This is a genomic window from Enterococcus sp. AZ079, from assembly GCF_050547255.1.
In the GTDB taxonomy this organism is placed as follows: Bacteria; Bacillota; Bacilli; order Lactobacillales; family Enterococcaceae; genus Enterococcus_D; species Enterococcus_D casseliflavus.
Genome location: NZ_CP172955.1, coordinates 126,263 through 151,983, shown reverse-complemented (window position 1 = coordinate 151,983; position 25,721 = coordinate 126,263). Strand labels below are relative to the sequence as shown.

At 44.0% G+C, this 25,721-nt stretch carries 26 protein-coding genes; 15 read left to right on the top strand and 11 right to left on the bottom strand.

Annotated elements, in window-relative coordinates:
- Positions 1-42 precede the first annotated feature (42 nt).
- Both IGJ15_RS00715 and IGJ15_RS00710 read right to left on the bottom strand, forming a co-directional pair.
- On the bottom strand, positions 43-1,794 hold the full coding sequence (locus IGJ15_RS00715; RefSeq protein WP_143112474.1) for an ABC transporter ATP-binding protein: 1,752 nt from the start codon (positions 1,792-1,794) through the stop codon (positions 43-45).
- A 59-nt stretch (positions 1,795-1,853) separates the two neighbouring features.
- Positions 1,854-2,708, bottom strand: coding sequence for a MarR family transcriptional regulator (locus IGJ15_RS00710; protein WP_010748989.1), 855 nt, complete (start codon positions 2,706-2,708; stop codon positions 1,854-1,856).
- A gap of 201 nt (positions 2,709-2,909) precedes the next feature.
- On the opposite strand from IGJ15_RS00710, the gene IGJ15_RS00705 reads away from it, so the two are divergent.
- The 4 genes from IGJ15_RS00705 (at position 2,910) to IGJ15_RS00690 (ending at position 5,735) form a co-directional block, all read left to right on the top strand.
- Positions 2,910-3,515, top strand: coding sequence for an NADPH-dependent FMN reductase (locus tag IGJ15_RS00705; protein ID WP_010748988.1), 606 nt, complete (start codon positions 2,910-2,912; stop codon positions 3,513-3,515).
- A gap of 36 nt (positions 3,516-3,551) precedes the next feature.
- Positions 3,552-4,073 (top strand): NADPH-dependent FMN reductase, encoded by a 522-nt coding sequence (locus IGJ15_RS00700; protein WP_010748987.1) that lies wholly within the window; start codon positions 3,552-3,554, stop codon positions 4,071-4,073.
- Positions 4,074-4,299: 226 nt separating this feature from the next.
- Positions 4,300-5,133: a glycosyltransferase family 8 protein gene (locus IGJ15_RS00695; RefSeq protein ID WP_430599239.1), complete on the top strand. Its 834-nt coding sequence runs from the start codon at positions 4,300-4,302 to the stop codon at positions 5,131-5,133.
- Positions 5,134-5,267: 134 nt separating this feature from the next.
- Positions 5,268-5,735: a TspO/MBR family protein gene (locus IGJ15_RS00690; RefSeq protein WP_010748985.1), complete on the top strand. Its 468-nt coding sequence runs from the start codon at positions 5,268-5,270 to the stop codon at positions 5,733-5,735.
- Between the two features lie 47 nt (positions 5,736-5,782).
- On the opposite strand, the gene IGJ15_RS00685 is transcribed toward IGJ15_RS00690, so the two are convergent.
- Complete coding sequence (locus IGJ15_RS00685) at positions 5,783-7,588, bottom strand: M3 family oligoendopeptidase (protein ID WP_010748984.1); 1,806 nt, start codon at positions 7,586-7,588, stop codon at positions 5,783-5,785.
- A 400-nt stretch (positions 7,589-7,988) separates the two neighbouring features.
- Between IGJ15_RS00685 and arcA the strand changes: the two genes are divergently transcribed.
- The 8 genes from arcA to IGJ15_RS00645 all read left to right on the top strand — a co-directional run bounded on the left by arcA (position 7,989) and on the right by IGJ15_RS00645 (position 15,523).
- Entirely contained in the window at positions 7,989-9,212 is a 1,224-nt protein-coding gene (gene arcA / locus IGJ15_RS00680) for an arginine deiminase (RefSeq protein ID WP_010748983.1), read from the top strand.
- A 19-nt stretch (positions 9,213-9,231) separates the two neighbouring features.
- Positions 9,232-10,251, top strand: a complete 1,020-nt coding sequence (gene argF, locus IGJ15_RS00675; protein WP_010748982.1) for an ornithine carbamoyltransferase — start codon at positions 9,232-9,234, stop codon at positions 10,249-10,251.
- A gap of 17 nt (positions 10,252-10,268) precedes the next feature.
- Positions 10,269-11,204 carry a carbamate kinase gene (gene arcC, locus IGJ15_RS00670; protein ID WP_010748981.1) on the top strand — a complete coding sequence of 312 codons (936 nt, stop codon included), beginning with the start codon at positions 10,269-10,271 and terminating at the stop codon, positions 11,202-11,204.
- A 41-nt stretch (positions 11,205-11,245) separates the two neighbouring features.
- The gene (locus IGJ15_RS00665) at positions 11,246-11,935 is read left to right on the top strand and encodes a Crp/Fnr family transcriptional regulator (RefSeq protein ID WP_010748980.1); all 690 of its coding nucleotides are present in this window, start codon (positions 11,246-11,248) and stop codon (positions 11,933-11,935) included.
- A 63-nt stretch (positions 11,936-11,998) separates the two neighbouring features.
- Entirely contained in the window at positions 11,999-13,450 is a 1,452-nt protein-coding gene (locus IGJ15_RS00660) for a YfcC family protein (RefSeq protein ID WP_010748979.1), read from the top strand.
- Between the two features lie 77 nt (positions 13,451-13,527).
- Positions 13,528-14,034: an arginine repressor gene (locus tag IGJ15_RS00655; RefSeq protein WP_005230706.1), complete on the top strand. Its 507-nt coding sequence runs from the start codon at positions 13,528-13,530 to the stop codon at positions 14,032-14,034.
- A 214-nt stretch (positions 14,035-14,248) separates the two neighbouring features.
- Positions 14,249-14,764: a VanZ family protein gene (locus IGJ15_RS00650; protein ID WP_010748978.1), complete on the top strand. Its 516-nt coding sequence runs from the start codon at positions 14,249-14,251 to the stop codon at positions 14,762-14,764.
- Between the two features lie 63 nt (positions 14,765-14,827).
- Entirely contained in the window at positions 14,828-15,523 is a 696-nt protein-coding gene (locus IGJ15_RS00645) for a YoaK family protein (RefSeq protein ID WP_010748977.1), read from the top strand.
- 42 nt (positions 15,524-15,565) lie between these two features.
- Here IGJ15_RS00645 and IGJ15_RS00640 read toward each other — a convergent pair whose 3' ends face one another.
- Both IGJ15_RS00640 and IGJ15_RS00635 read right to left on the bottom strand, forming a co-directional pair.
- Positions 15,566-17,002, bottom strand: coding sequence for an IS1182 family transposase (locus IGJ15_RS00640; protein WP_010748976.1), 1,437 nt, complete (start codon positions 17,000-17,002; stop codon positions 15,566-15,568).
- A gap of 117 nt (positions 17,003-17,119) precedes the next feature.
- A complete protein-coding gene (locus IGJ15_RS00635) occupies positions 17,120-17,485 on the bottom strand; it encodes a hypothetical protein (RefSeq protein WP_008380201.1) in 366 nt (121 codons plus the stop codon).
- Between the two features lie 162 nt (positions 17,486-17,647).
- Between IGJ15_RS00635 and IGJ15_RS00630 the strand changes: the two genes are divergently transcribed.
- Both IGJ15_RS00630 and IGJ15_RS00625 read left to right on the top strand, forming a co-directional pair.
- Positions 17,648-17,980 (top strand): helix-turn-helix domain-containing protein, encoded by a 333-nt coding sequence (locus IGJ15_RS00630; protein ID WP_010748975.1) that lies wholly within the window; start codon positions 17,648-17,650, stop codon positions 17,978-17,980.
- A 5-nt stretch (positions 17,981-17,985) separates the two neighbouring features.
- Positions 17,986-18,462 carry an ImmA/IrrE family metallo-endopeptidase gene (locus IGJ15_RS00625; protein WP_010748974.1) on the top strand — a complete coding sequence of 159 codons (477 nt, stop codon included), beginning with the start codon at positions 17,986-17,988 and terminating at the stop codon, positions 18,460-18,462.
- Positions 18,463-18,531: 69 nt separating this feature from the next.
- Here IGJ15_RS00625 and IGJ15_RS00620 read toward each other — a convergent pair whose 3' ends face one another.
- The 5 genes from IGJ15_RS00620 to IGJ15_RS00600 all read right to left on the bottom strand — a co-directional run bounded on the left by IGJ15_RS00620 (position 18,532) and on the right by IGJ15_RS00600 (position 22,763).
- Complete coding sequence (locus IGJ15_RS00620) at positions 18,532-19,344, bottom strand: metallophosphoesterase family protein (protein ID WP_010748973.1); 813 nt, start codon at positions 19,342-19,344, stop codon at positions 18,532-18,534.
- 4 nt (positions 19,345-19,348) lie between these two features.
- A complete protein-coding gene (gene phnE / locus IGJ15_RS00615; protein ID WP_010748972.1) occupies positions 19,349-20,131 on the bottom strand; it encodes a phosphonate ABC transporter, permease protein PhnE in 783 nt (260 codons plus the stop codon).
- Positions 20,128-20,907 carry a phosphonate ABC transporter, permease protein PhnE gene (gene phnE / locus IGJ15_RS00610; protein ID WP_010748971.1) on the bottom strand — a complete coding sequence of 260 codons (780 nt, stop codon included), beginning with the start codon at positions 20,905-20,907 and terminating at the stop codon, positions 20,128-20,130. The genes phnE (IGJ15_RS00615) and phnE (IGJ15_RS00610) overlap by 4 nt, the downstream gene beginning before the upstream one ends.
- Entirely contained in the window at positions 20,879-21,670 is a 792-nt protein-coding gene (gene phnC / locus IGJ15_RS00605; protein WP_010748970.1) for a phosphonate ABC transporter ATP-binding protein, read from the bottom strand. The genes phnE (IGJ15_RS00610) and phnC overlap by 29 nt, the downstream gene beginning before the upstream one ends.
- A 160-nt stretch (positions 21,671-21,830) precedes the next feature.
- On the bottom strand, positions 21,831-22,763 hold the full coding sequence (locus IGJ15_RS00600) for a phosphate/phosphite/phosphonate ABC transporter substrate-binding protein (protein WP_010748969.1): 933 nt from the start codon (positions 22,761-22,763) through the stop codon (positions 21,831-21,833).
- A 196-nt stretch (positions 22,764-22,959) separates the two neighbouring features.
- Between IGJ15_RS00600 and IGJ15_RS00595 the strand changes: the two genes are divergently transcribed.
- Complete coding sequence (locus IGJ15_RS00595; protein WP_005230657.1) at positions 22,960-23,631, top strand: cyclic nucleotide-binding domain-containing protein; 672 nt, start codon at positions 22,960-22,962, stop codon at positions 23,629-23,631.
- A 187-nt stretch (positions 23,632-23,818) separates the two neighbouring features.
- Here IGJ15_RS00595 and IGJ15_RS00590 read toward each other — a convergent pair whose 3' ends face one another.
- Complete coding sequence (locus IGJ15_RS00590; RefSeq protein WP_010748968.1) at positions 23,819-25,690, bottom strand: beta-glucoside-specific PTS transporter subunit IIABC; 1,872 nt, start codon at positions 25,688-25,690, stop codon at positions 23,819-23,821.
- Positions 25,691-25,721: the final 31 nt, after the last annotated feature.

The following is a 25,721-nucleotide window of genomic DNA, read 5'->3' as shown; positions in this document are numbered from 1 at the left end:
TACAGTCTGAACTGCTTATCCGTCAATAAGCAGTTTTTTCGATTAGTTGATCATTTGTTCATTGACATAGGCAGCATAAAGCGGGTGGTTGTTGATTAATTGTGCATGGGTACCTTGACCGGTAATGGTGCCTTTTTCTATAAAGTAGATTTGGTCGGCATCCACGATGGTCGATAAGCGATGAGCGATCACTAATGTCGTACGTCCTTCCATCAGATGATCCAACGCCCGCTGGACTTTTTCTTCTGACTGAGAATCTAGGCTGGCAGTCGCTTCATCCAGCATCAGCAGCTTGGGATCCCGCAAGAATGCTCGAGCGATGGCGATCCGTTGTTTTTGACCACCAGATAGTTTGACGCCGCGTTCACCGATTTGTGTTTCTAGTTTTTCGGGGAACTCTTGGACGAACTGATCGGCATAAGCCAATGCCAGTCCTTGCCACAATTCCTCCTCTGACAGTGTTCGGTCCAATCCGTATTGCAAGTTTTCCCGAATCGTACCAGCAAAGACCGCACTGTCTTGGGAAACATAGCCGATCTGTGCCCGCCAGTTTTGCAGATCAATATCAGCTATCGGCTGATCTCCAATCAGCAAGCGCCCTCTGGTGGGCTCATAAAAGCGTTCCAGTAAAGCAAAAATCGTGGATTTTCCGCCGCCGCTTGGTCCTGCAAAAGCAATCACGGTGTTGGGTTTGGCTTCAAAAGAAATGTTTTGCAAAATCGGCCGTTTGGGAACGTAACTGAAATCGATTTGTTCTGCTCGTAAGACTGCTCCATCGATGGCGGCTTTGGGTGCTGCTTGAATTGGTTCTAGCGGCGTATCCAAAATTTCTTGGATCCGTTCCGTAGCACCCATCGCTTTTTGGACTTGTGAAAAGAACATTGCAAACGTCGTTACAGGCGCAATAATATTAAAGAGATACAGTAGAAAAGCGATCAATGCGCCGCTCGTCAAGGTGCCGGCTTGCACACGGATCGCGCCATAACCGAGAATTCCTACGAGTAAGCCCAGCATGGCCGTCGTCATGATTGGCTGCAAAATCGCACTGACTTTCGCATCCTTGACCCCGAGGGTAAAAATTGCCCCAATGTTGCGCCGACCGTTTTCTTGTTCACTGGCTTCTCCGTTGCTGGCTTTGATCAAACGGATCTCTGAGAGTTTTTCGCTGGCATCCGCATTGAAATCGGCGGTCGCTGCTTGCAACTGGCGTCCTAGTTTTGACATGATCTTGCCGATTGGCCACATGATCAAGGTGATCAAAGGCACCGCACTGAACATGATCGCAGCCATCTTCCAGTCCATCAAAAACAAGATGATCATCGAACCGACCAATTGGATCAAGCCAGTGACAAAGCTGGGAAATTGCGAGGTGACTAGCTCTTTGATCACGGAAGTATCATTGACGAGTCGCGAACTGCTTTCCCCCGACTTGTGGTCATCAAAATAGCTGACTGGCAAATGCAGCAGATGTTTCCAAAGACGTTCCCGCAACGTTTTCACAGCACTTTCTCCCACATAGCGCAAGAGAAAGCCGCCTAAAGTCCCTACGCCTAATTGCAGCACAAAGGCTAGGATCAAAACGACCAGCATGGAGGTGCTGAACGTGGGGGTGCCGCTGGCATCGACTAGCGTTTTCGTCAGCTGCGGCACGACCAAACTGGCGACACTTGTGATCAGGCTAAAGAGCATCCCTAAAAGAAACAAGCCTTTCTTAGGATTGACACTGACGATCAGGTGGATAAAGTCTTTCATTTTAAATTTGTTTTTGTTCACTGTTGGTGTCGTTGTTTCCATTCGTTTTCCTCCGCAGCAAGCAAGATGGCTCACTGCTTTTTCTTTTTAATTAGGTGTTATTAGAAATCCTGCCAATCCTCCTCGGCTGCTTCGTCTTTAGAAGCGGAAGTCGGTCTTGCTTTGCGGTCTTGTCCAAACCCGTAGGCATCAAAAAAGTTGCCTTTTACCCATGTGTACCGTGGATCATTCGCCTCGCTATTATCAAACGGCCCAAACGGCCCAAACGGCTCAAATGGTCGATTGCCAACCATGCCGCGATGTCCAGGAAACGGCATTTGCCGCATGGCTTCCTCGATCTGTTTTTTCATTTTGCGTCGCTCATCAACGCCCATTTCTTGCCAAGTATCTTTCATTTGTTGCCTCATTTTTCGGCGCTCGTCATTCGACATTTCCTGCCAATTTCCGCCCCATTGCTTCACCATTTCTTCCCGAATCTCTTGCATGGCTTGCAAACGATCCATTGGGTCAATAAAGCGTTGTGCCTGCTGTTGGAAGTCCGTCTCCCACCCAGCGGCAATGTTTTCAAGCAGACGAGCAAATTCGGTTTGTTCCTCCTCTGAGAGCCCTGCAAAAAACGACTGACTGCTGGTGGCTTCTTTTTGTGCCAGTAATTTTTCTGCTTTTTTTCGGCCAGTTTCTGTCAGGTAGATTCGTTTGATCCGTTTGTCAGCAGCATCTTCTTTGCGCTGAATATCGCCACTATTTTCCATTTTCTTCAATAGTTCCGCTAGAGAGCTTGGCCGTAGGTCTAAGACTTCTGCAAGATAACTTTGCACCAAGCCGTCTTCTAAATTTAAAACGGCCAGGACACGTTGCTGTCCCGAAAGGCGCTGGTTGTTTTGACTCATAAAGGCATTGCTGGCTTCGCTGATAAAACGAAGCTGTTTCATTAAGTGGTCGGTCATTGTACTCATGGTGTACACTCCTTTTGGTTTATCGTTCGGTACCTAACGATATCGATGAGTTGATTATAGTTCGGTACCGAACGAATGTCAATAAGAAGCAGCTGAGAGTTTTTTCTAACAAAAAGTAAGCAGAATGATTGACTTACTAAAAGTAAGTTTGGTATGCTGAGTCCATCGTTAAAGAAACCACAACAAAAGGAGTACAAAAGAATGGTCTTTGGATTTGGGAAAAAAGAACAAATAATTGAAAAAGAAGTAATTAAAGAGGTGTATCGCACCCCTGAAAAGAAAAAAGCGCAAAAAATCGGGATCATCGTTGGCAGTACGAGAGAAGGCCGCGTGAGTCCGCAAGTAGCCAATTATGTTTTACAAACAGCACGCGCGCATAGCGACCGCTCGTTTGAAATCATTGATATCAAAGACTATGACTTGCCATTTATGGGTACAGGTGAAGTGAACCAAGCGTGGAACGAAAAAATCGCTGAGTTAGACGGCTACCTCTTCATCGTACAAGAATACAATCATGGCATATCAGCTTCCTTGAAAAATGCGTTGGACAGCGCTCGAGAGGAATGGTTCAACAAAGCAGCAGCGATCGTCAGCTATGGTTCGGCAGGAGGGATTCGTGCCGCTGAGCAAGTTCGCTTGATTTTGGCGGAACAAAAAGTAGCCACGGTGCGCACCAATCCTGCCTTCAACTTATTTACTGATTTTGAAAACTTTGCCACCTTTACCCCTGGCGAGCATATGACTGCAGGAATGAACGACATGTTGACGGAATTATTGGACTGGGCAGACACATTTGCCAATCGTTAAAAAAACAAACGAAAACAATCTTAGGAGGAACCTATCATGAAATTTGGTATTATTTTAGGCAGTACAAGAGAAGGACGCGTAAGTCCGCAAGTCGGAGCATATATTCAAGAAATTGCTAATCAACGGTCAGAGCATCAGTTTGAGATCGTTGATGTAAAGGCATTTGATCTACCGTTTATGGGAACAGCTGAGCCAAACCTGGCATGGAACAAAAAAATTTCTGAATTAGATGGCTATATCTTCATCGTGCAAGAATACAACCACGGTTTTGCAGCTTCCTTGAAAAATGCCGTAGATTCTGCTCGGGAAGAATGGTTTGATAAAGCTGCTGGGATCGTCAGCTACGGTTCTGGCGGTGGGATTCGGGCCGCTGAACAATTGCGCAACGTATTAGCTGAACAAAAAGTTGCCACCGTGCGGACCAACCCAGCCTTCAACTTATTTACTGATTTTGAAAGTTTCAGTACCTTCAAACCCGGTGCGCACATGGCGGCGGGTGTCAATGATATGCTAGATGAATTGTTGTTGTGGTCAAAAGCTTTTGCAACGATCCGCTGATCTGTTTTTAAGACACAATCATTTATAAGCGATCCTTTGCTGTTTCATCCCATGGATGGAACAGCTTTTTTGGCGTCTGCCAAGCAAGGGTTCGATTGGCAAGGGTGTTTCACTGAAAGAAAGACCAAAAATCGGGTATACTAGAAGAACAGAAGCTGCGTGCAACAGCAATCGATTTTTTTCCAAAAACCTGCACGCTGCCAGTAACAGAGGAGTGAACAAGAGCATGAATCTACTTTTTGCGATTGATGATCGATTCAGTGAACAATTAAAAACAACGTTATATTCAATCAAACGTCATACGACAGCAGCATCCTTTGATGTCTATGTCTTACAAGAAAAAGAATTGAGCCATGCTGCAGAGCTGGAGGCTTTTTGTCAAAAGCTGGCGATGACCTATCATCCCATCATCATCGGTTCTGGCTCGATTTTTAAAACCGCGCCAGTCAGTGATCGCTACCCTGAGTCGATCTACTATCGATTATTGGCACAAAATTACTTGCCGCAGCAAGTGGAAAAAATCCTGTATCTGGATGCGGATATTTTGTGCATCAATGATTTGCGCCCCTTGTATGAGCTGACGTTAGGGGATTTTCTGTATGTCGCCGCCAGCCATTCTAAGCTGACAGAAGTAACAACAGTCATCAATAAAGTCCGTTTGCGCAATTATGAGTCGGAAGGCTACTATAATTCAGGCGTTTTGCTGATGAATGTGCACCAGCTGCGGCAAGAGGTCAAAGAAGCAGAGATCGCAGCGTTCATTGAGAAAAATCATTTGAACCTCTTTTTGCCAGATCAAGACATTTTGAATGGGTTGTACGGCGATCGGGTGCTGGCGATCCCTGATCAGCTCTACAACTATGACGTACGAAAAAACCGTACCTATGAAACGATCAGTTTAGGGGAATGGAGTTTGGATTGGGTCATCGAGCATACCGTTTTGTTACATTTTTGCGGCAAAGAGAAGCCATGGAAAAAAGGCTACCGCAGCCGCTACGGGGCGCTATACAAGTATGTGGAAAATGAACGACGGAAGTTTGAAGAAAAACAATCAAAGTAGCTGTCATTGAATATAATTATCTTGAAAGAAACGTCCACACGGGCGTTTCTTTTTTAAGCGTTCTATTCTGCTTTTTTTCGATTCGATGGTACGATGAAATGAGAGAGTCATGAAAAAAAGAAGGAGTGGAGAACATGAAATTTTTGATTTGGCTGGTCTGTGTGATCGGCATCGAAGCAACAGGAATCATCTCGAGTTTGTTTGCAGGAGACATCGCTGGAACGTATGCGCAAATGGAAAAACCCTTTTTAGCCCCTCCTGGTGGGATCATTGGGATCGTTTGGACGATTTTGTATGCCTTTATGGGAACAGCATTGTATCTGTTGATCGTAGCCAAAGTCAATCCAGCGCTTAAAAAGAATGCCTATATCTTCTTTGCGATCCAGCAAGTACTAAACTTCTTGTGGAGTATCGTTTTCTTTGGCTGGAATGCTTACTGGGCAGGAACGGTCATTATTGTCTTGTTAGTCCTATCAGTGATTATTTGTATGATCCTCTTTGCTCGCATCGACAAAAAAGCAATGTACTTGTTTATTCCTTATTTGATTTGGTGTCTGTACGCAGGCTACTTAACGATTGGCTTAACTTTATTGAATGCCTGATAGAAAAACCCTCTTCCAAGCGTCGTGTTGGAAGAGGGTTTTTTCTTTTAGATATAGTCTTCAGTCAATTCCATAAAGCTGGCAACATCTTTTAGGACCATGTCGATCCCTGCTTGCCAGAAGTCTGGTTTTGTTAAATCAACACCAAGGTGTTTTTGCGCCAGTTCTTCCGTCGTCATTGAAGCAGTATCTTGCAATAAAGCAATGTACTCTTCTTCAAAGCTAGACCCTTTTTCATTGGCATACGCATAGATCCCCATGCTAAAGAGGTAACCAAAGGTGTAAGGGAAGTTGTAAAACGGCACATCATCAATAAAGAAGTGCAATTTGGCTGCCCAGAAATGTGGATGATAAGTTGCTAACCCATCCGCATAGCTTTCTTTTTGCGCCGCTGTCATCATTTCCGTGATTTGCTCCGCTGAAACTAAGCCGTTTTGACGGGCTTGGTAGAAGCTGTTTTCAAAAATAAAGCGTGCATGGATGTTCATGAACATCGCGATCGCATTTTGCATTTTGGCATCCAATAGATTGATTTTTTCTTCCTTCGTTGTCGCTTCTTTGAGGGTTGCATCAGCAACGATCAATTCAGCAAAGGTACTTGCTGTTTCGGCGACGTTCATGGCATAGTTGCGGTTTAATTCTGGTAGCTCCCAAAGAACGCTGCTGTGAAACGCGTGACCTAACTCATGGGCAAGCGTCGCTACTTCGTTGACTGAATTGCTGTAGGTCATGAATATACGTGACTCTTTGGTTTCTGGCAAGCTGGTGCAATAGCCGCCAGGACGTTTGCCAGGACGATCTTCTGCTTCGATCCAGCTTTTTTCAAAAGCAACTTGGGCAAAGTCAGCCATTTTCGGACTGAACTTACGGAAGTTTGTCAAAATAAAGTCAGCTGCTTCATCAAAGGTGTAGGTTCTTTCTTCCATGTCCCCAAGGATGATCGGCGCATCTTGATCTTGCCATTCCATTTTTTCTTTGCCGAAAAGCTGGGCTTTGCGGGTCAAGAAATCAACGATCGGCTGTTTGTTCTTTTGGATCGTGCCCCACATAGCATCCAATGTCGCTTTTTGCAGACGATTGTATTCTAATGGTTCTTTCAAGTAATCAGTGACACCGTGAAGCTTGAAGGTAGAAAGGCGGAAGCCGTCTAAATGGTTCAAGGTATCTGCAAAGAGGTCTTCTTTTTCTGCCCAAGTCTTTTCCCAAGTGTCAAATAAACGTGCACGAACTTCTGGATCTGGATCACCCATCATTTTATTGAAGGCTTGACCAGCGGACAAGTTGATCGTCGTGCCGTCTTCTTGAAGGAAAGGAATTTCGATCGAGGCAACGATCGTATCGTAATGTTGGCTCCAAGCATTTAAGCCATCTAAATTTAACGTGTTGATGATGGTTTCTTCTGCTTCAGATAACAATTCTTTGCCGTCGCGACGAATCTCGCTTAGACGAAAAGCGATTGGTGCTAAGTTTTCCGCGGTAAGTAAAGCGGTCCAATCATCCTCAGAAATTTCTGTCAATTTTTTCGAGAAAACGGTTTGTGCTGCTTGCAATGCTGGCAGTTTTGCGTAGAGGTCGCCTGTCAGGATTTTGGCTTTGCTGTCGTTGACATTCGCTGAAAGCAAGGCATTGATAAAGCTGCCACATTGTGAAAATCCCTGATTGATTGTGCCAGAAAGTTCGATTAATTCCTCTAATTTTGTCGCATTGTCTGTAGCGTTTGGTGCCCAAGCGTCAACTTTTTCACGGTAAGTTTTGATTTCTTCTTCCAGCTGGCTCATGCGTTCTTTTAATTGAACAGAATCACTGCCTCCTGGAAAAATTGTTTCTAGATCCCAATTGATTGAATAGGTCATTCCTATCAAACCCCTTTCTTTTCCTACGATCTTATTAAGTATAGCATAGCCACATTTAGTCGCAACCATCGGATTTTTTTAATCGAAAAAGGAAAGCTGTTGGTTGAAAAAGTTCTTTTCTTTCGCAAGCTTTGCCTGCATTGGTCGGGGACGTCAAAATCAAAGAAAAGAACAAAATCGATCATTTTTTCATTCTCATCAAATTCTTATTTAAAAATTGCTGAATAAATATTACATAAAAAAAAATAACAACGAGTAAAAAAACGCTCGCAAGAAGATATTCACTCTTTATTGCATAATGACAAATGCTTTGCATAATGAAGGCGAAATACGTCGCTTGGTAAGCGCATACATTCTTGTACTATGTAGGCGTAATCAAAACAAAGGAGGATGTAAAGAAATGTCAAATGCTATTCATGTTTTTTCAGAAATCGGCCGCTTGAAGCAAGTCATGCTCCATCGCCCTGGTCGAGAATTAGAAAACCTCGTGCCCGATCATTTAAATCGCTTGTTATTTGATGATATTCCCTTTTTGGAACAAGCAAGGGCTGAACATGATCAATTTGCCGATGTATTGCGTAATAATAATGTGGAGGTGTTATATTTAGAAGATTTAGCAGCAGAAGCGTTAACTAGTCAAGAAATCAAAGAGCAGTTTATCAAGGAATATTTAGAAGAAACAACGTTACAAAGCCCAGAAATCATTGCTGAAATTACCGATTATTTCTTATCTTTTGAAGATAACCGTCAATTCATCGATAAAACGATGGCAGGTCTAGCGAAAAATGAATTGAAATTGCCCCATAGTCAAAGCTTAGCTGGTGCTGTGGATGACCAGTATCCGTTTTTGATCGATCCAATGCCGAATTTGTATTTCACTCGCGATCCGTTTGCGACGATCGGTAACGGGGTTTCCTTGAATCGTATGTATTCAGAAACAAGACGTCGTGAAACATTGTATGGCAAATACATTTTTGCTCATCATCCAATGTTCCAACAACAGCCACCGCACTTGCTTTATGACCGTGATCAGCCAACACGAATTGAAGGTGGCGATGAATTGGTTCTGTCAAAACGAGTGTTAGCGATCGGGATCTCCCAACGAACAGATGCCACTTCCATTGAACAGTTGGCTCGTAATGTGTTCCAACATGAACCAAGTTTTGAGTACGTCTTAGCTTTTGATATTGGTCAAGAACGCAAATTCATGCATTTAGATACGGTATTTACAATGGTTGATTATGACAAATTTACGATCCATCCAGAAATTGAAGGCGAACTGACCGTTTATTCAATCTCACGTGACGGGGATGGCGTAACCATCAAAGAAGAAAAAGATACGTTAGAAAACATTTTGTGCCGCTACTTAGAATTAGATGCAGTGGAATTGATTCGCTGTGGGGGGAACGATTTGGTCGCTGCAGCTCGGGAACAATGGAATGACGGTTCCAATACCTTGACGATCGCACCTGGTGAAGTCGTGGTCTATGACCGTAACACGATCACCAATCAAAAATTAACTGAAGCCGGCATCAAATTGCATAAAATCTCCGGCAGTGAATTGGTTCGCGGCCGTGGGGGCCCTCGCTGCATGAGCATGCCATTTATCAGAGAAGATATTTAATCTAGAGGAGGAATTACTAATGAAACAAGTATTTAAAGGAAGAAGCTTCTTAGCAGAAAAAGATTTTACGAAAGCCGAGTTAGAATACCTTATTGATTTTTCCATCTATTTGAAACAGTTGAAAAAGCAAAATATTTCTCATCGCTATTTGGAAGGCAAGAACATCGCCCTCTTATTTGAAAAAACGTCGACTCGGACACGGGCGGCATTTACGACGGCTGCCATCGATCTTGGTGCCCATCCAGAATTTTTAGGTGCGAATGATATCCAGCTAGGCAAAAAAGAATCCGTTGAAGATACCGCCAGAGTTTTAGGCAGTATGTTTGATGGCATTGAGTTCCGCGGGTTCAGCCAACAAGTCGTTGAAGATTTAGCCAAATTCTCTGGCGTTCCTGTTTGGAATGGCTTAACCGATGAATGGCATCCAACCCAAATGATCGCTGACTTCATGACGATCAAAGAAAACTTCGGTACATTAGAAAACATTACGTTAGTCTATGTGGGCGATGGCCGAAACAATATGGCGAATAGTTTGTTAGTGACGGGGGCGATTTTAGGTGTCAATGTTCGCATCTGTGCACCAAAAGAACTTTTCCCAGCTGAAGAAGTGACAGACTATGCCAACAAATTTGCCAAAGAATCTGGCAGTCAGCTGATGGTAACAGACGATATTCAAAAAGGCGTCAAAGATGCCGATGTTCTGTATACCGATGTTTGGGTTTCAATGGGGGAAGAAGACCAGTTTGAAGAACGGGTGAAGCTGTTGAAAGCTTACCAAATCAACCGCGAAATGGTAATGGCTACTGGAAAACAAGACGATGGCTTGATCGTGCTTCACTGCTTGCCAGCGTTCCATGATACGAATACGACGTATGGAAAAATGATTGAAGAAAAATTCGGCATTTCTGAAATGGAGATCACAGACGACATTTTCCGCAGTCAATGGGGCCGTCAATTTGAAGAGGCGGAAAACCGAATGCACTCGATCAAAGCAATCATGGCAGTAACCTTAGGCGATCTCTTTATTCCTAGAGTGTAAGAAGGAGCAGTGAGCAGATGAGTGAAAAGAAACCAACGATCGTTGTCGCCCTTGGCGGCAACGCTATCCTAGCAGATGATGCCAGTGCCAAAGGGCAAAAAGAACGGCTTAAACAGACCGTCGAGTATTTAATTCCCCTGATCCAAAAAGATGTTCATTTGATCATTACCCATGGGAATGGGCCTCAAGTGGGAAATTTGGTTTTGCAGCAACAAGCCAGTGATTCTAGCAAAAACCCAGCGATGCCTTTAGATACCTGTGTGGCAATGACGCAAGGCAGTATTGGCTATTGGTTACAAAATGAGCTGAGAATCCAGTTGAAAGAAGCCCAAATGGCTAAGCCGGTGGTGACAGTGGTGACGGAAATTACAGTCGATGCCCAAGATTCAGCATTTGCCCATCCGACCAAACCGATCGGTCCTTTCTTAACGGAAACAGCTGCCAAAGAAGCCATGGCGGCAACAGATGCCATCTATCGTGAAGATGCTGGTCGTGGTTGGCGGAAAGTCGTTGCCAGTCCAGCACCACAAGCGATTCAAGAAGTTGCCAGCATCAAGGCGCTGATTGAACAAAACACGATCGTTATTTGCGCAGGCGGCGGGGGCATTCCCGTGTTAGATAATGGGCTGGGGGTTGAAGCCGTGATCGATAAAGATTTTGCTTCTGAAAAATTGGCTCGTTTAGTCGATGCGGATCAGCTGATCATTTTGACGGGCGTGGAAAAAATCGCTTTGAACTTTGGCAAGGAAAATGAGCAGTGGTTGGATCATGTGACCGCCGCTGAATTGGAAACCTATGTCGATGAAGGGCATTTTTCACCGGGAAGCATGTTACCGAAAGTACAAGCAGCTTTGAATTTTGTCAAAATGGGCACGGAAAAACGGGCAGTGATTACTTCCTTAGATAAGCTGGCAGAAATTGAAGACGCTGGTACACAGATCACCTGGAAATAAGCGAAGTAGCAAAGCAAGTCCAAAACATTGGAGTGAGAGAAATGATCGACTACCAAATAAAAGATCCATCAACAAGAGCGAATAGCTTTCAATGGCTGGAAGAAGAAAATCAACAGCGGTTGAAGGAGCATATTTACTGCCGTACGTACAAAAAAGGCCAAGTGCTTTTTTATGAAGGCGACGTAAGAGATCGGATATTCCATGTGATCGAAGGTCTCGTACGGATCGAAAAAACCGACGGAACTGATTCCTATTGTTATGTAGATTTTGTTGGGCCTGATCAGTTATTTCCTTTGATTGGCTTGTTTGAAAGAGACAACTATGATGTATCGGCATTCGCTGCAACAGACATTGTCGTGCAGTTTGCAGCGATGTCGCTGTTTGAACCGCTGGTTGTTTCATCTACAAGTCAGTTGCTGTGGCTGAATAAGCAAATGAGCCAGCAGTTGGAGAAGCAAAGACGCCGAGTGGAGTACTGTGTCACCTCTAGCGCGCAGACAAGAGTCGTCAATACGATCGGTCTCTTGATGATCGAGCACGGACAGTCACAAGGAGAGCAGATTCGCATTCCTTTTCCAGTTTTTATCAATGATATCGCTAAATACAGTGGAACGACGCGAGAGACGGTCAGTCAAACCATCAAGGCGCTCGTGCACAAAAGAAAGATTTATTATCGTTACAAAGAACTCATTATTTATGACAAAGATTATTTTTCCCATGTTGCGAATTGACCACAGACAGACTAGCTGTTGGCAATTTGCACCTAAGATTGATTCAATAGAGGAGGAACGAAGATGAAAAAAAAGCAAAAAGAAAAAAAGTCGCTGACATCGTTCAGTATCTTATTTCTGATCATTATTGCGTTGACGGTCGCTTCTTGGCTACTAGCTGGTCAGCCCTTTGCACCTTCATTACCAGCAGGCCAAGAAGAGATGGTCAGCCAAGTCGTCGGTGCCAAGTTTTCTGATTTCTTTATGGCGCCTTTTAACGGATTTCGTGATGCGATCGAGATCTGTGTGTTTATTCTTTGTTTGGGTGGCTTTTTGAATATTGTCACACGAACAGGCGCTTTAGAAGCTGGTATTCAGCATTTAGTCAAAAAACTCAAAGGCAACGAGTTGATTTTGATCCCGATTTTGATGGTGTTGTTTTCAATTGGTGGCTCAACTTATGGAATGGCGGAAGAAACGATTCCGTTCTATTCCTTATTAGCAATCACAATGGTGGCATCGGGCTTTGATACGATCGTCGCAGCAGGAACCGTCATGTTGGGGGCGGGTGCCGGTGTGATCGGCTCCACCGTTAACCCTTTCGCTACTGGGGTGGCAATGGATGCCTTACGAAGCATTGATATTGCTCCGAATAATGGCACGATCCTAGTAGTTGGCGCATTGCTTTGGTTAGTCACGACCGCGTATTGTATCTTTGTGGTGATGTCTTATGCAAAAAAAGTCAAAGCCGACAAAGGCTCCACGATCTTATCGCTGCAAGAGCAAAAAGAAATGGAAGAGCATTTTGTCAAAGACACGAACGAAGCCTTGGCGTTTACGCAAAAGCATCGCTTGATTTTGACGATTTTTGGCTTATCCTTTGTGATCATGGTGGTTTCCTTGATTCCTTGGGGCGACTTTGATATCCATGTGTTTGACGGTTGGACCGCCTTTTTGACCGGGAATAGCTTCGGTGAATGGTATTTTGGTGATTTGGCTATGTGGTTCTTCTACGTCAGTATCATCATTGCATTGATTCAAGGATTCTCAGAAAAAGAAATCGTGACCAACTTTATCGATGGGGTCAAAGACATTTTATCCGTTGTCTTGATCATCGTTGTGGCACGGGGGGCTTCCTACATTATGCAAACGACGTACTTGGATCTGTTTATTTTGGATCGGGCTTCCCATCTTTTAGAAGGGTTATCACCTGTCCTGTTCGTAATTGGCGCCTATATTTTGTATCTGCTCTTATCGTTCTTGATTCCATCGACTTCAGGACTGGCATATGTATCGATCCCTATCATGGGTGCCTTGGCGCAAAGCATCGGACTCAATCCGAACGTCATGGTCATGATCTTTACTGCTGGTTGCGGATTAGTGAATTTGATCACACCAACTTCTGGCGTCGTGATGGGCGGATTGGAGCTGGCGCGGGTCAACTATTCTACTTGGACTCGCTTTATGCGCAAACCGTTACTGGTTATCGGAATTTCCAATCTTGCCATTTTAATCTTCTCGATGTTGTTCTTGTAAGCTGCGTTTCAAGAAGTGAACGAGACGGATCAACTATTTCAGTAAGCGAGGCGACTTGAGAGGAGCGGATCAAGTAAATGAAAAAAAAAGAGCGACAAGCAATTATCAAAAAACTCTTTGTCCTACATCGGATTGAGTCTCAAGAAGAATTGATGAATTTATTAAAAAAAGAAAATGTTTCAGCTACCCAAGCCACGATTTCTAGAGACATGCGGGAAATGAACATCGCTAAAACGTATGCCAAAAATGGCCGACCGTATTATTCGATCTTTGAATCCAAAGAGCAGGATCTAGAAGACAGAATTGCGTTTTCGATGTATGAGTATCTAAAAAAGATTACGCAGATTGACTTTTTAGTTGTCGTTCATACGGCTGAAAACGGCGCCGATGTGATCGCCAATTATCTTGATGAAATGGAGCTGCCAGAAATTGTCGGCACGATTGCAGGGTTTGATATTTTATTGATCATCACGCCGTCACAAGAAGCGGCAGCAGAGGTCGTCGAGCGGTTGAATCATTATGTAGAAGGCTACGAGATGGGTTCGTCATTGTTTACTGGAGAAAAAAACGCAAAACAGCCCTGAGAATCGTTGAAGGAGCTGAACGTCACAAGCCCCAAGATCTCACAACCAAACGGGTGACGGCTTTTCATACCGATGGCTATTTTTAAAAAGAAAGAGTGCTTCTAATCTTGACGGAAGCACTCTTTTTTTGTGTGCAATGTCTCCATGGTTTGCTGGAAAAACAGTTGCATCACCAAATGAAAATGGTAAGATAGGAAAATGAGGAGTGAAAACTATGAAAAAATTACTGAAAGAACCGAATTTTTACTTTTGTATTGCAATTGCGGTAATGGTCATCCTCTTTATCAGCTCTTCACAAACCTATGAGCAGCAATCGCAAATTGGGTTGCTTTCACGAATCTTAAAAAACGAACCATTGAAAGAGTGGCTAGAGAAGATTTCTTTTTCCTATGCTGGTTCGGAGATCAGCATTGCGGAAAAAGGCTATTTCTCATTTGTGGAATTTTTCATTCGTAAAGGCGCGCATTTCTTTACCTATTTTGTCCTAGGTGGCAGTTTGTTCTTAACGCTTGTTTTTCGAAAACAGCCGTATTGGCTAGCCGCTTTTTTTGCTTGGTTGGCAGCCACCGGCTACGCTGGGATCGATGAATACCATCAAATGCTGACGGGAGGACGGACGCCGCTTTTTCAAGATGTCATGCTGGATTCAGCTGGAGCACTGACCGCCGTTCTTTTGGGCTGGTTGATTTGTCAGCTATCGAAAAAGTCACCTAAACGCCGCAAAAGATAACGAGTTTTCGGCGTTTTTAAGCGTTAAGCTGTCAGAAAGTATAAAAAACAAGAGGCGAAACCAATGGAAAAAAGTTTGAGTAGTGCCAAAAGAAAATCGGAGTTTGTCGTGCATGAAAGTTTACCGGTGGGGATTCTTCTTGCTATGGCGGGCGGTTTTTTAGATGCGTATACCTACTTGTTTCACGGGGAAGTGTTTGCAAGTATGCAGTCGGGGAATGTCATTTTGTTAGGGATCAATATTTCAACGGGGCAGTTTGAACAAGCCTTTCGATATCTGCCACCAATCTTCATGTTTTTAGTGGGGATCGTAGTGACGAATTATCTGCAGCATCATTTTCCGACAGGGGGCTGGATCGTTTGGCAAAATGCCGCATTGATCTTTGAAGCAATCGGTATTTTTGTTCTGGGCTTTTTTGCTCGATCATTACCCAATGTCATGATCGATTCGGGGTTATCTTTTTTTGCGGCGATTCAATATGCCGCCTATCGTCGATTGGCAGGGATGCCCTATGCCACCACGATGACCACCGGCAACTTACGTTCACTGGCTGATTATGTGTACATGCGCTGGTTTAAAAAGGACCGATCAGTGACGCCCAAGATTATTTCTATTTCCTTGATCATCGGCGGCTTCTTTTTTGGTGCAGTCTTAAGCAGCTTGCTAGGGATTTTCTTATTCCACCGCACTATCTGGGTGGTTTCAGGGATTTTAGCCTTGGTGTTGGGGATCACAATCCATCATCAAAATAAACAATAGAAAAAAGACATTCGCTGGAATGTCTCAGACTGTAGACAAACCTTATACAAACATGAGGTTTGTCTTTTTTCTATGTAATATTCTATGGATAATCGATAGATTAGGCAGTTTTCCTTTAGGAAAACGTCTCTTTTGCGCTCTGATCCTTTTTATTTTTGCTAGCTTTTTCATATTAAGACACGCAAAAGTAAGCCCAATTTTCATGTGCATTTTTTCAATTCCTATTTGATTGGTATAACGTAACCCATGAAATTCTTTTGCTGTCCCAAAAATTCGTTCAATGGTTTCTTTTCTCTTTTTATAAAGTTCTTTGAACCAACTTTGATGGCGTATCTCTTCACAGGTCTCTATAGCTTCAGCCCAAATGTGTCTAGTGATTACTTTGATATGATTTTTTGAGTTGGTACACTTAGACAAGAAAGGACAATTTTTACAATCCTTTGGATTGCTTTTGTATTCGATATATCCTTTGCGATTGGTAGTGGCATAAGAGAGTATTTTATTATTGGGACAGATATAACAATTATAGTAATCGTCATAAACATATTCATGTTTCTTGAAATAGCCTTTTTTAGTCATAGGACGTTTGTATGGGAAAATTGGGGTCAATTTATGTTCGAGTAGTAAATGTGCAATTGCTGGTGTCTTATACCCAGCATCCATAATTAATTTTTCTAGGGGAAAAGCTCCTTTGAGCTTGTTAAATAAAGAAACAAACGTACGACTGTCATGAAAGTTCCCTGGGTGTGTAGTATAACCTAATATCCATCCATGTTTATCACACGCCACTTGTGAGCTATAGGCAAAAACTTCTTTGTGTTCACCTTTATGAAACCAACCACTTTCAGGATCAGTCGTACTTCTTTTTTTCAAGGAAGTTTTACTTTCTGCGTTTGTTTCTTTTAAGGGCTTTTTTAAATGTTTTTCTCGATTCTTGGTGATTTCTTTTGTCAGCTTATCTGTATAAAAAACAGCTTGTTCCATTACTTCGACAGATTCTTTTTTGTTACGATTCGCATGTGCTTTAATATGCGTACTATCAATAAATACTTCGGAAGTATCTACGATACCTTCAGCGATACATTGTTCTAGAATTTCATAAAAAATTTTTTCAAAGAGATCTGTTCCTTTGAACCGTCGCGTATAGTTTTTACCAAATGTTGAAAAATGAGGAACGGGATCTTCTAAACTCAAACCTAAAAACCAGCGATAAGCGATATTCACTTCTATTTCTTTTATTGTTTGTCTCATACTTTTAATACCAAATAGATATTGAATCATTGGTAATTTAATTAGAAGAATAGGATCCAAGCTAGGACGTCCTTGGATTTCATCGTATTTCTCTTTAACCAATTCATAAATAAAGGAGAAATCAATACATTGATCTATTTGCCGCAATAAATGGTCCTGTGGGACCAAGTCTTCAAGAGAAAAGAAACCGATTTGTGCGCGTTTACTCATATCTTGTTTTGAGAGCATCTGGATACACCTCCAATTGATACTCTTATTTTAACGGATAAAAAAAGACAAAGCACTAAAAACTAGTACTTTGTCTACAGTCTGAACTGCTTATTGACGGATAAGCAGTTTTTTTTATTAGCCAACGGCTGAATGTTGCTTCTCTTCACGCGCCACAGGCACTTGATTCCCTCGCTGTAATTCTTTCAGCACCTGGTTTTCTGCCCGCAAAAAATCCCTTTCGCTTTGGGCAGTAGCAAGCTTTCCTTGATAAACTAAGACTTCTTCTTGGTAGGTTTTGGCGGTCTTTTGGACTTCTTCTTCCAACTGATCGATTTTATGGGTCAATTCTTGATTGATCTGTTCATATTTTAGGTAAAGCTTCTGGGCATTTTCGATATTCGTTTGTTCCAAATTCGCTTTGCTGGATACTCGGGTAGCCAAATAGGTAAGTACACCAGTAATGAGTGACGGCAAGACAACTGTTACGATCGATGTATCCATGATCCTCCCCCCTTCTTTTGATACGATTCATATCATCTGTTTCCAGTATAAAAGATACGATTCGTATCGTCAACTGATGTGATATTTTTTATATCAAATAATACAAAAATAGATACAAATTATATCTAACGTGCTATACTACAAAAAAGGAGGCGATCACTCATGCTTGGCGAACGGCTAAGAACACTCAGACTACGAACCAATCAAACCCAACAGCAGATCGCAGATCAGCTGGGAATCACCCGCGCAGCGTATTCGCATTTCGAAAATGATCGTAACGAACCCGATGGCGAGACCATCGTCAAACTTGCGGAGATTTTTCAAGTATCCACCGATTTTTTATTAGGCAGACAAGTCCCGTCAGGCTTTACGCAGCCCTCTGCAAAAGTTCAAACCGTTGCGGCCCATATTGATGATGACGTCACCGATGAGCAGATGGAAGATATCCTCAGCTATATTGAATTTATAAAACAGCGGCACGCCCAAAAGGAATGATGGAAATGGATAAAGTAGAAGAACTGATGGCCGCCTACCCAGACTTGCACTTTATTTTCGATAAAAATATGCCTGATGGTCAGCAAGGATTGTACATCGATCACCATATTTACTTGAACCCTGACCAATCACAAGAAGACCTCTTGAGCACCATCGGTGAAGAAATCGGTCATTATCTGACCAGTGCTGGCGACATTACCGCCCAAGACACCAACGAAAAACGCAAACAAGAACGCAAAGCCCGCGACATTGGTTCTGCGATCGTGGTCACGCCCTATGATATCATCGCTTGTTTTGAAGAAGGCTGCAAAACATTGGCGGCATGCGCTGATTTTTTAGGGGTTCCCCCACAAACCTTCAAAGACGCGGTCACGTATTATGCCCGCCGTTTTGATGGCATCAAAACCGAAGAAAATTATACCTTGTTTTTTCATATCGACGGCACGATTGAAGTTGTCAAAACCTTTGGCAATCAAAGTTAAGCCTTTTTCACACAAAAACAGACGTTCCTTTCCTGCTGCTAAAGGCAGCGTTGACGGAACGTCTGTTTTTTATCCTTGCATGTTGACCCGCATCAATACACGGTTCGGTCGATAGTTTTCTGAGGATTGATGAACCAATGCACCTTCCTCGAAACGATACAAATTGTATCCATAGCGTTCTTCAAAACGGACCATCCCATCGCCTTCATCTTCCCCGACAAACGACATACTTGCCACAGTATAGTAAGGAATCCCTGCGATCGTTCCCGTAAACGCATGATGGGTATGTCCACTGAGAATACAAGAGATTTGATACTGCTGCAATAATGCCACCAAACGATTGGCACCGGCCCATGCCGGCGTGCTTGCTTGGTCGGGCAACAAATGATGGTGTGTCACAAAAACGATCTTTTTCTCTTTGAGCTGTGCCAGCGTGGCTTGCAGCCATTCAAACTGTCGCTCATCTACGATACCGTCGGCATAGCCATAGCAGGAATTATCGAAAGTCACGATCGCCAATGTCTCCGTTTCATAGACTTGATTAAAAGGTGTATCACTGGCGGTTTCTACTGACTTGCCTTGCCAGCCTTGGCGAAAATGCCGTTTGATATCATGATTGCCTAGCGTTACTACGATGGGCACTGAGCCAAAGGCTTTTTCTAAATATTGCTTCAAAGAGGCATAATCGGCAGGCGCGCCATCTTCGGTCAAATCGCCGCTGATCACCACCAAATCGATCGCTGCTCGCGCCTTGGCATCTTGGATACACTCTTCAAGAGGAATCAAAGGATTTTGCATGGCTGCCAGCATTCCTTGATACCCTTCTTCACAAGGCAGGTAACTTTCTCGAAAATGGATATCTGATATATGCAATACATTCATAGGTTTATCTCAATTTCTTTCTGATGATTCCAGTCAACTGGTCTAATAAGAAGACGGTCACAACGACGCCCAACAAAATAATACTTACCTTGCTCCAGGTTCTGGTTTGAATAGCAAAAATCAATGGTGCACCGATCCCGCCAGCACCGACTAACCCTAATGTTGCCGCACTGCGGACCGCAATTTCAAAATGATTCAATGCAAAGGAACTATAGATGGGTGCTAAGTAAGGGACCCGCACGAAAAACATCGTCTGCCAAAAATTGGCACCGACTGCTTGCATCTCTTCCGTCAAGCGCTCATCCATGGCTTCCATTTCTTCGGTAAACAACTTGCCCAGCATACCGATCTGGTGGACACCGATCGCCATAACTCCAGCAAAAGGTCCTGGACCTACCACACGGACAAAAATAATCGCATAAACCAGCTCGGGAAATGCCCGCAAGATATTGCAGATCATTTTGCCGATTTTTGCGACCCAGGGTGTCGAGGTCCATAGGTTGGCGGCACTCAGCAAGGTCACTGGAATCGCGCAGACTGTTGCAATCATCGTTCCTAGACAAGCGATCCCGATCGTCAGTAACAACAAGCTCCACAGATCTTCCCCACTGCCGTCATAAAAGAAGGACCAGTCTGGCTGACTCAGCCCTTGCAAGACATCTCTTCCCATCGCTAAGGAAAAGGTGCTTAATCCAGAATAATCCAGCGTCGCAGCGGATAAAACTAGTAAGACAGCAAAGAGCCCCCATAACAGCCAAGTCGTTTTCTTCACTTCTCTGATCATCATAGGAAAGACCTCCTTACCCGCTCACTGAGAAAATCAACGATCGCTACCGTCAGCAAAATCGTCAAGATAATGATCGAGACCCGCTCATAATTCAACAATGCCAATGAGGCGTTCAAGATGACCCCAATCCCGCCAGCACCCACATACCCTAACACCGTCGAAGCTCGAACATTGACTTCAAAGGCATAAAAAGTATAGCTGGCAAACTGGCTGATGACTTGGGGAATGATCGCCCAAACGGTCACTTGAAATTTATTCGCTCCTACCGCCGCTGCTGCTTCGATCGGCGCAAAATCAATGGTTTCGATCGCTTGGAACATCAACTGTGAAACCATACCAAAGGTAAAGACCGCGATGGTCAAAACACCAGTGGCTTCACCGATTCCAAAAATAGCTACGAACAATGCCGCCAACAATAGATTGGGGATCGTCCGCACCAGACCTAAGAGAAAACGCATCGGCACCGAGACCCAACGGCTTTCTGTCACGACTGTTGTCGCCAACAGACTCACCGGTATCGCTGCGACTACTCCTAAAACGGTGCCTAAAAAGGACATCTGCAATGTCTTGATCAAGGGCATCATCAGTTGCGGTAGATAACTAAAGTCTGGGTGCAAAAAGCGAGCCATGAAAGCCGTCATCTGGCTGCGATTCGACCACACTTGTGCAAAATCAGCCCCTGTGATCCAGGCACTACTTTGAAAAAAGAGCAGCAATAAAAGAACCAGCAGCAGGTGTTTGTACCAATTAAAATGAACTGTTTCTTTCAGTTTCATCGATTTCTCCTGCCTTTTCTTCAAAAATTGCTTTGCCATAGATTTGTTCTAAACGCTGATCTGTCAAAGCGGCTGCGTTGCCGTCAAAAACGATCGCACCTGCTTTTAAGGCAATGATCCTTGTCGCATACTGACGAGCCAAGGGAATCGAATGCAGATTGATGACAATCGTTTTGCCCATTTCTTGATTGATCTTCTTCAGATCCTCCATCACTTTCTCTGTCGTGATGGGATCTAGTGATGCCACAGGTTCATCTGCTAAAATCACCGGCGCTTGTTGGACCAAGGCACGGGCGATGGATACCCGCTGCTGTTGCCCCCCACTCAACTGGTCGCTTCTCGTTTGCAGTTTGTCTGACAAGCCGACAGTCGCTAGCGCTTCTTTCGTTCTTTCGTAGTCTTCTTTCGTAAACAACCCTAAAATACTTTTCCAGGTCCCGTAATACCCCAAGCGCCCAGACAAAACATTTTTTTGAACGGTACTGCGTTTGACCAAATTGAAGCTTTGCGAGATCAATCCGATTTGTCGACGAATCAAGCGCAATTCTTTTTTATTGGCTTTCGTGACTGATTTGCCGTCTATCCGGATATCTCCTTCAGTGATTGGCACTAAGCGATTGATCGAGCGCAAAAAGGTACTCTTACCAGCACCGCTCAAGCCAATGATGGCCACAAATTCACCTTGCTCAATCGTTACATCTATGTTCTGTAATCCTTTGACCCCATTTGGGTAGACTTTGGATACATTCTCAAAAGTTATCATCTGTTTTCTCCATTATGTAGGGACCGCGGCAAAGTTTCCCCAATCGGTCACGGTCTATTTCACTAAAAAATGCACTGGTACTGCGTATTCCACCTATTCCCCTAGTAAATCGCTGCACATCTCCGTGTCCCGTTATCCTTCTACCGCAATCCCTGATTTTTTACTCTGCTGCTCGTTTAGTATAGTCGCGAATGGTATCGTAAGCAGAATCAGCTGCTTCTTCATACCCTTGGTGTCCCCACAAGCTCATTGCTTCGGCGCCTTCTTCATCGTCTGCCATATTCAAGAACACTTCTTTGATCTGCTCTTTTAGTTCAGCATCCATCGTCGGTTGAACGGCAATGGCGTCATTCGGGATGTCCCCTTCGGTTAAGTAAAGGACTTTTAGGTCTTTGAATAAGTCGTTGTCTGGGAAGCTTGACGCAAAGACATTTCGTGCCCCTTGGAACACAAAGGCGGCGTCCATCTGACCATTCAAGACTGCAGTGATCTCACTTGGAATATCATTCACCGTCGTTAATGTAGCATCCGTCGTTGGATCAACTCCTGCATCTTTCAACTCGGCAACTGGGTAAATATAGCCGCTGGCAGAGTTTGGACTCAATGTGGCGATTTTTTTCCCTTTTAAGTCCGTTAATTCTGTCATATCGCTATCCGCACGGACCAAGATTTCCCCTTTGAAGGTATTGGTTTTTTCCCCTTCTAATGGCAAGCCCGTCTCTGGATCATAAGCACCTAATTGAGAAGTCAAAATCGCTTCAGCTGCATCCATGTCTTTGGCTTGAACATAAGCGGCTGGCGGCATGATCCCTAAATCAACTTGTCCAGAAGCCATCGCTTCTACGATCGTCGAATAATCCGTTGCTAACGTTACTTCTACTTCACGGTCTAATTTTTTTGATAAATACTCAGCAAACGGTTTTGCTTTGGCTTGCATCGAGCCGTCATTATTGGTCGGTACGAATTGTACCACCAGCTTTTCTTTTTCGGCTGCGGCACTGCTGTCGCTGCTGCTGCTCCCATTCCCACAGCCGGTCAATGCGGCAACTAACGCAATTCCTAACATTCCTTTAACAATTCGTTTCAATGGCATTTTTTCTCCTCCTAATGGTTTGAAGCTTTCTTACATTCAAATCATACCAAGTATCCCGTCAAAATGAAGTGACATATGTCCTATTTTACCTTATTTTTACATACAATTTACATTAGATTTTATTTATCGTTCGTGTTGAGTCAAAAGGGGAACTAAGCTATACTTAAAGAAAACCATTCAGGAGTGGCTGATTTCCATGAAAAAAATCGATGATACCGCACGCCTCAGTAATTACATTGACACATACGATCTGCAATCTTATATGGACAATGATTTGTTAGCGATGGCCACTTTGCATTCCTTTGAAAAAGAAGAGCACTTGATTCGAACGGGTACGCCTTCTGAATACTTGTATTTTCTCGTAGAAGGAACCGTGATGGTCTATTCCTTCTCTTCGGATACCCAAACGATTTGTATTGATTACGCCAAGCCAGCTGCACCATTAGGAGAAGCTTCCTCTTTATGGGAACTCTTGCCGAAAAGCAGTGTCAAAGCCGCTTCTGCTTGCGTCTGTGTCTGCATCCCTTTGAATCGCTACCGCAACACCTTGCAACAAGACGTCCGCTTTTTGCAAACCATCTGTCAGTTGCTCAGTTCCCGCTTGAATTCGGGGATCAACTTAGCGAATTCATTGACGGAACCTGTAGAGACACGGTTGGCCAAATTTATTCTTGCGCATCAAGAAAATCAACACTTTTCCTTTCAGTTGACCACCTGTGCGGCGATCTTGAATGTCAGCTATCGCCACCTGCTGCGAACCTTTACCAGCTTTCGAGAAGACAAGCTGATCGAAAAACAAAAACAGGGCTATGCGATTCTCGATTTCCCCGCTTTAGAGTCGCTTGCCGAAAATTTAAGCCATGTGTAAGGAGCAGTTTCCAAGAATGTTCGGGTTTTCCCTGAGTAGGCGTTCCTGATGTTGGTCTTGCCCTTAACTCGCGCTGTGACAAGCGTTTGCCACCAAATAAGGCAAGCGAGAAGGGCAACTGCGCCTTATTTTCTTACAAAAAACCCGATCCTTGCTGATATTCAGTCGAGGATCGGGTTTCTTTTGCTTATTTTACGATGGCTAAGAAGTCTTCTCCTTGCAAGACATCGGTTTGGTTCATATCCATCACATCTAAATATTGCGGGGTGTTCGTCACAACGATCGGTGTGATCGTGGATAAGCCAGCTGCTTTGATCGTATCTAGATCAAACTTCACTAACAAATCGCCGCGTTTGACTTGATCGTCTTGTTTAACAAAGACCTCAAAGCCTTTGCCGTCTAGTTCCACAGTATCCATACCAATATGCATCAAGACTTCTGCTCCATCCGTGGTGGTCAAACCAACGGCATGGCCAGTAGGAAAGAGCGTCGTGATGGTGCCATCTGCTGGCGCATATAAAGCCCCGACGGTCGGTTCGATGGCGATGCCTTTTCCTAATGCACCCGAAGAAAAGACTTGGTCTTTGACTTCTGCTAAGGGAACCACTTTGCCTTCTAACGGACTGCTGAGGATCACTCGTTCTTTAGACGAACTCTCTGTGGGTGCTGCTGGCTCTTTCGCTGGTGTTACACTGGCATCGGTTGCTGGCTGATCTTCAAAACGTAAGAAGAAGGTCAAGACAAACGCGGCGCCAAAAGCGATAGCCGTTCCGATCGAAGCTGCGATCAGACCACTTAGATCTTTCGTATCTTGTGGGATAAAAGAAGGCAGGCTTAGTAAGCTGACTAACCCAAAGGTATAGTTTTCGACTTGGCTGAAGCCGATGAAGGCTCCCCCGATGGCACCACTGATACACGCGGCGATAAATGGTTTTTTCAGAGGTAAGGTCACCCCGTACACCGTCGGTTCTGTGATCCCAAAAATTGAGGTGATCGTTGAAGAAAGGGCCAACCCTTTCAATTTCACATTTTTTGTCATAAAGAACACTGCTAGCGCTGCACCCCCTTGAGAAAGGACAGCTGGCAACAGCATCGGCACCATCGTATCGACACCGGTTTGACTGAGATTCAACATGATGATCGGTACGAAGCCCCAGTGCATGCCAAACATCACAAAGACTTGCCATAAACCACCCATGACAGCGCCAGCGATCAGTGGGCTAAAGTGGTAAATGCTGTCATAAGCACTACCTAACAAGTTTCCTAAAATCGTTCCTAGTGGACCGACGACAATAAAGGTCAATGGCGCCATGATCAAGAAGACCGCTAAAGGCACACAGATGATCTGTAAGAAGCTAGGAATGACTTTTTTAAAGAAACGCTCCACATAGCTTTGTAAAAAGACCGCTAAAATAATCGGAATGACGGAAGACGTATAAGCACTCGCACCAATAATGACCGGAAGGCCTAAGAAACTCAACGTTTGCCCAGCCAAAGCGGTAATGTCTGGATGAACCAACGCCATCGCTAAGGAAACCGCTAGAAATTCATTGGTACGAAATTTCTTCGCTGCAGTAAAAGCCAACATCACTGGTAAATAGGTAAATAACCCATCAGCAATCGCATACAATACGGTGTGGACCCCAGAATCAGCTGCTAACCAATTCAAGGTTACTGCCAGCGTCAAGAATCCTTTTAAGACCCCGGCACCTGCCATTGCGCCTAAAAACGGCGTAAAGATCGACGAAATAATATCCACCAGTTGATTCAACAAATTGCCTTTGTCGCCTTTGCTGTCTGCTTCGCCATCGAAGTTCGCTACTCCATTCAATTCACGGTAAACGTCGCTGACATGACTGCCGATCACCACTTGGTATTGTCCGCCGCTTTGAACGACTTGGATCACATCGTCGTCTTGATTCAAGCGTGCCGTATCCGCTTTGTTCTCATCTTTTAATTTGAAACGCAAGCGGGTCGCACAATGCACCACGCTGTTGACATTTTCTTTGCCGCCCACCGCATCGAGGACGCGAACTGCAATTTCTTTATTTGAACTCATTTTTTCAACACTCCTTTTTTAATAAAAAAAC

Excerpts from the sequence above, each read along its gene's own strand:
- IGJ15_RS00715 (WP_143112474.1), bottom strand. The coding sequence starts at position 1,794 with ATGGAAACAACGACACCAACAGTGAACAAAAACAAATTTAAAATGAAA.
- IGJ15_RS00710 (WP_010748989.1), bottom strand. The coding sequence starts at position 2,708 with ATGAGTACAATGACCGACCACTTAATGAAACAGCTTCGTTTTATCAGC.
- IGJ15_RS00705 (WP_010748988.1), top strand. The coding sequence starts at position 2,910 with ATGGTCTTTGGATTTGGGAAAAAAGAACAAATAATTGAAAAAGAAGTA.
- IGJ15_RS00700 (WP_010748987.1), top strand. The coding sequence starts at position 3,552 with ATGAAATTTGGTATTATTTTAGGCAGTACAAGAGAAGGACGCGTAAGT.
- IGJ15_RS00695 (WP_430599239.1), top strand. The coding sequence starts at position 4,300 with ATGAATCTACTTTTTGCGATTGATGATCGATTCAGTGAACAATTAAAA.
- IGJ15_RS00690 (WP_010748985.1), top strand. The coding sequence starts at position 5,268 with ATGAAATTTTTGATTTGGCTGGTCTGTGTGATCGGCATCGAAGCAACA.
- IGJ15_RS00685 (WP_010748984.1), bottom strand. The coding sequence starts at position 7,588 with ATGACCTATTCAATCAATTGGGATCTAGAAACAATTTTTCCAGGAGGC.
- arcA (WP_010748983.1), top strand. The coding sequence starts at position 7,989 with ATGTCAAATGCTATTCATGTTTTTTCAGAAATCGGCCGCTTGAAGCAA.
- argF (WP_010748982.1), top strand. The coding sequence starts at position 9,232 with ATGAAACAAGTATTTAAAGGAAGAAGCTTCTTAGCAGAAAAAGATTTT.
- arcC (WP_010748981.1), top strand. The coding sequence starts at position 10,269 with ATGAGTGAAAAGAAACCAACGATCGTTGTCGCCCTTGGCGGCAACGCT.
- IGJ15_RS00665 (WP_010748980.1), top strand. The coding sequence starts at position 11,246 with ATGATCGACTACCAAATAAAAGATCCATCAACAAGAGCGAATAGCTTT.
- IGJ15_RS00660 (WP_010748979.1), top strand. The coding sequence starts at position 11,999 with ATGAAAAAAAAGCAAAAAGAAAAAAAGTCGCTGACATCGTTCAGTATC.
- IGJ15_RS00655 (WP_005230706.1), top strand. The coding sequence starts at position 13,528 with ATGAAAAAAAAAGAGCGACAAGCAATTATCAAAAAACTCTTTGTCCTA.
- IGJ15_RS00650 (WP_010748978.1), top strand. The coding sequence starts at position 14,249 with ATGAAAAAATTACTGAAAGAACCGAATTTTTACTTTTGTATTGCAATT.
- IGJ15_RS00645 (WP_010748977.1), top strand. The coding sequence starts at position 14,828 with ATGGAAAAAAGTTTGAGTAGTGCCAAAAGAAAATCGGAGTTTGTCGTG.
- IGJ15_RS00640 (WP_010748976.1), bottom strand. The coding sequence starts at position 17,002 with ATGCTCTCAAAACAAGATATGAGTAAACGCGCACAAATCGGTTTCTTT.
- IGJ15_RS00635 (WP_008380201.1), bottom strand. The coding sequence starts at position 17,485 with ATGGATACATCGATCGTAACAGTTGTCTTGCCGTCACTCATTACTGGT.
- IGJ15_RS00630 (WP_010748975.1), top strand. The coding sequence starts at position 17,648 with ATGCTTGGCGAACGGCTAAGAACACTCAGACTACGAACCAATCAAACC.
- IGJ15_RS00625 (WP_010748974.1), top strand. The coding sequence starts at position 17,986 with ATGGATAAAGTAGAAGAACTGATGGCCGCCTACCCAGACTTGCACTTT.
- IGJ15_RS00620 (WP_010748973.1), bottom strand. The coding sequence starts at position 19,344 with ATGAATGTATTGCATATATCAGATATCCATTTTCGAGAAAGTTACCTG.
- phnE (WP_010748972.1), bottom strand. The coding sequence starts at position 20,131 with ATGATGATCAGAGAAGTGAAGAAAACGACTTGGCTGTTATGGGGGCTC.
- phnE (WP_010748971.1), bottom strand. The coding sequence starts at position 20,907 with ATGAAACTGAAAGAAACAGTTCATTTTAATTGGTACAAACACCTGCTG.
- phnC (WP_010748970.1), bottom strand. The coding sequence starts at position 21,670 with ATGATAACTTTTGAGAATGTATCCAAAGTCTACCCAAATGGGGTCAAA.
- IGJ15_RS00600 (WP_010748969.1), bottom strand. The coding sequence starts at position 22,763 with ATGCCATTGAAACGAATTGTTAAAGGAATGTTAGGAATTGCGTTAGTT.
- IGJ15_RS00595 (WP_005230657.1), top strand. The coding sequence starts at position 22,960 with ATGAAAAAAATCGATGATACCGCACGCCTCAGTAATTACATTGACACA.
- IGJ15_RS00590 (WP_010748968.1), bottom strand. The coding sequence starts at position 25,690 with ATGAGTTCAAATAAAGAAATTGCAGTTCGCGTCCTCGATGCGGTGGGC.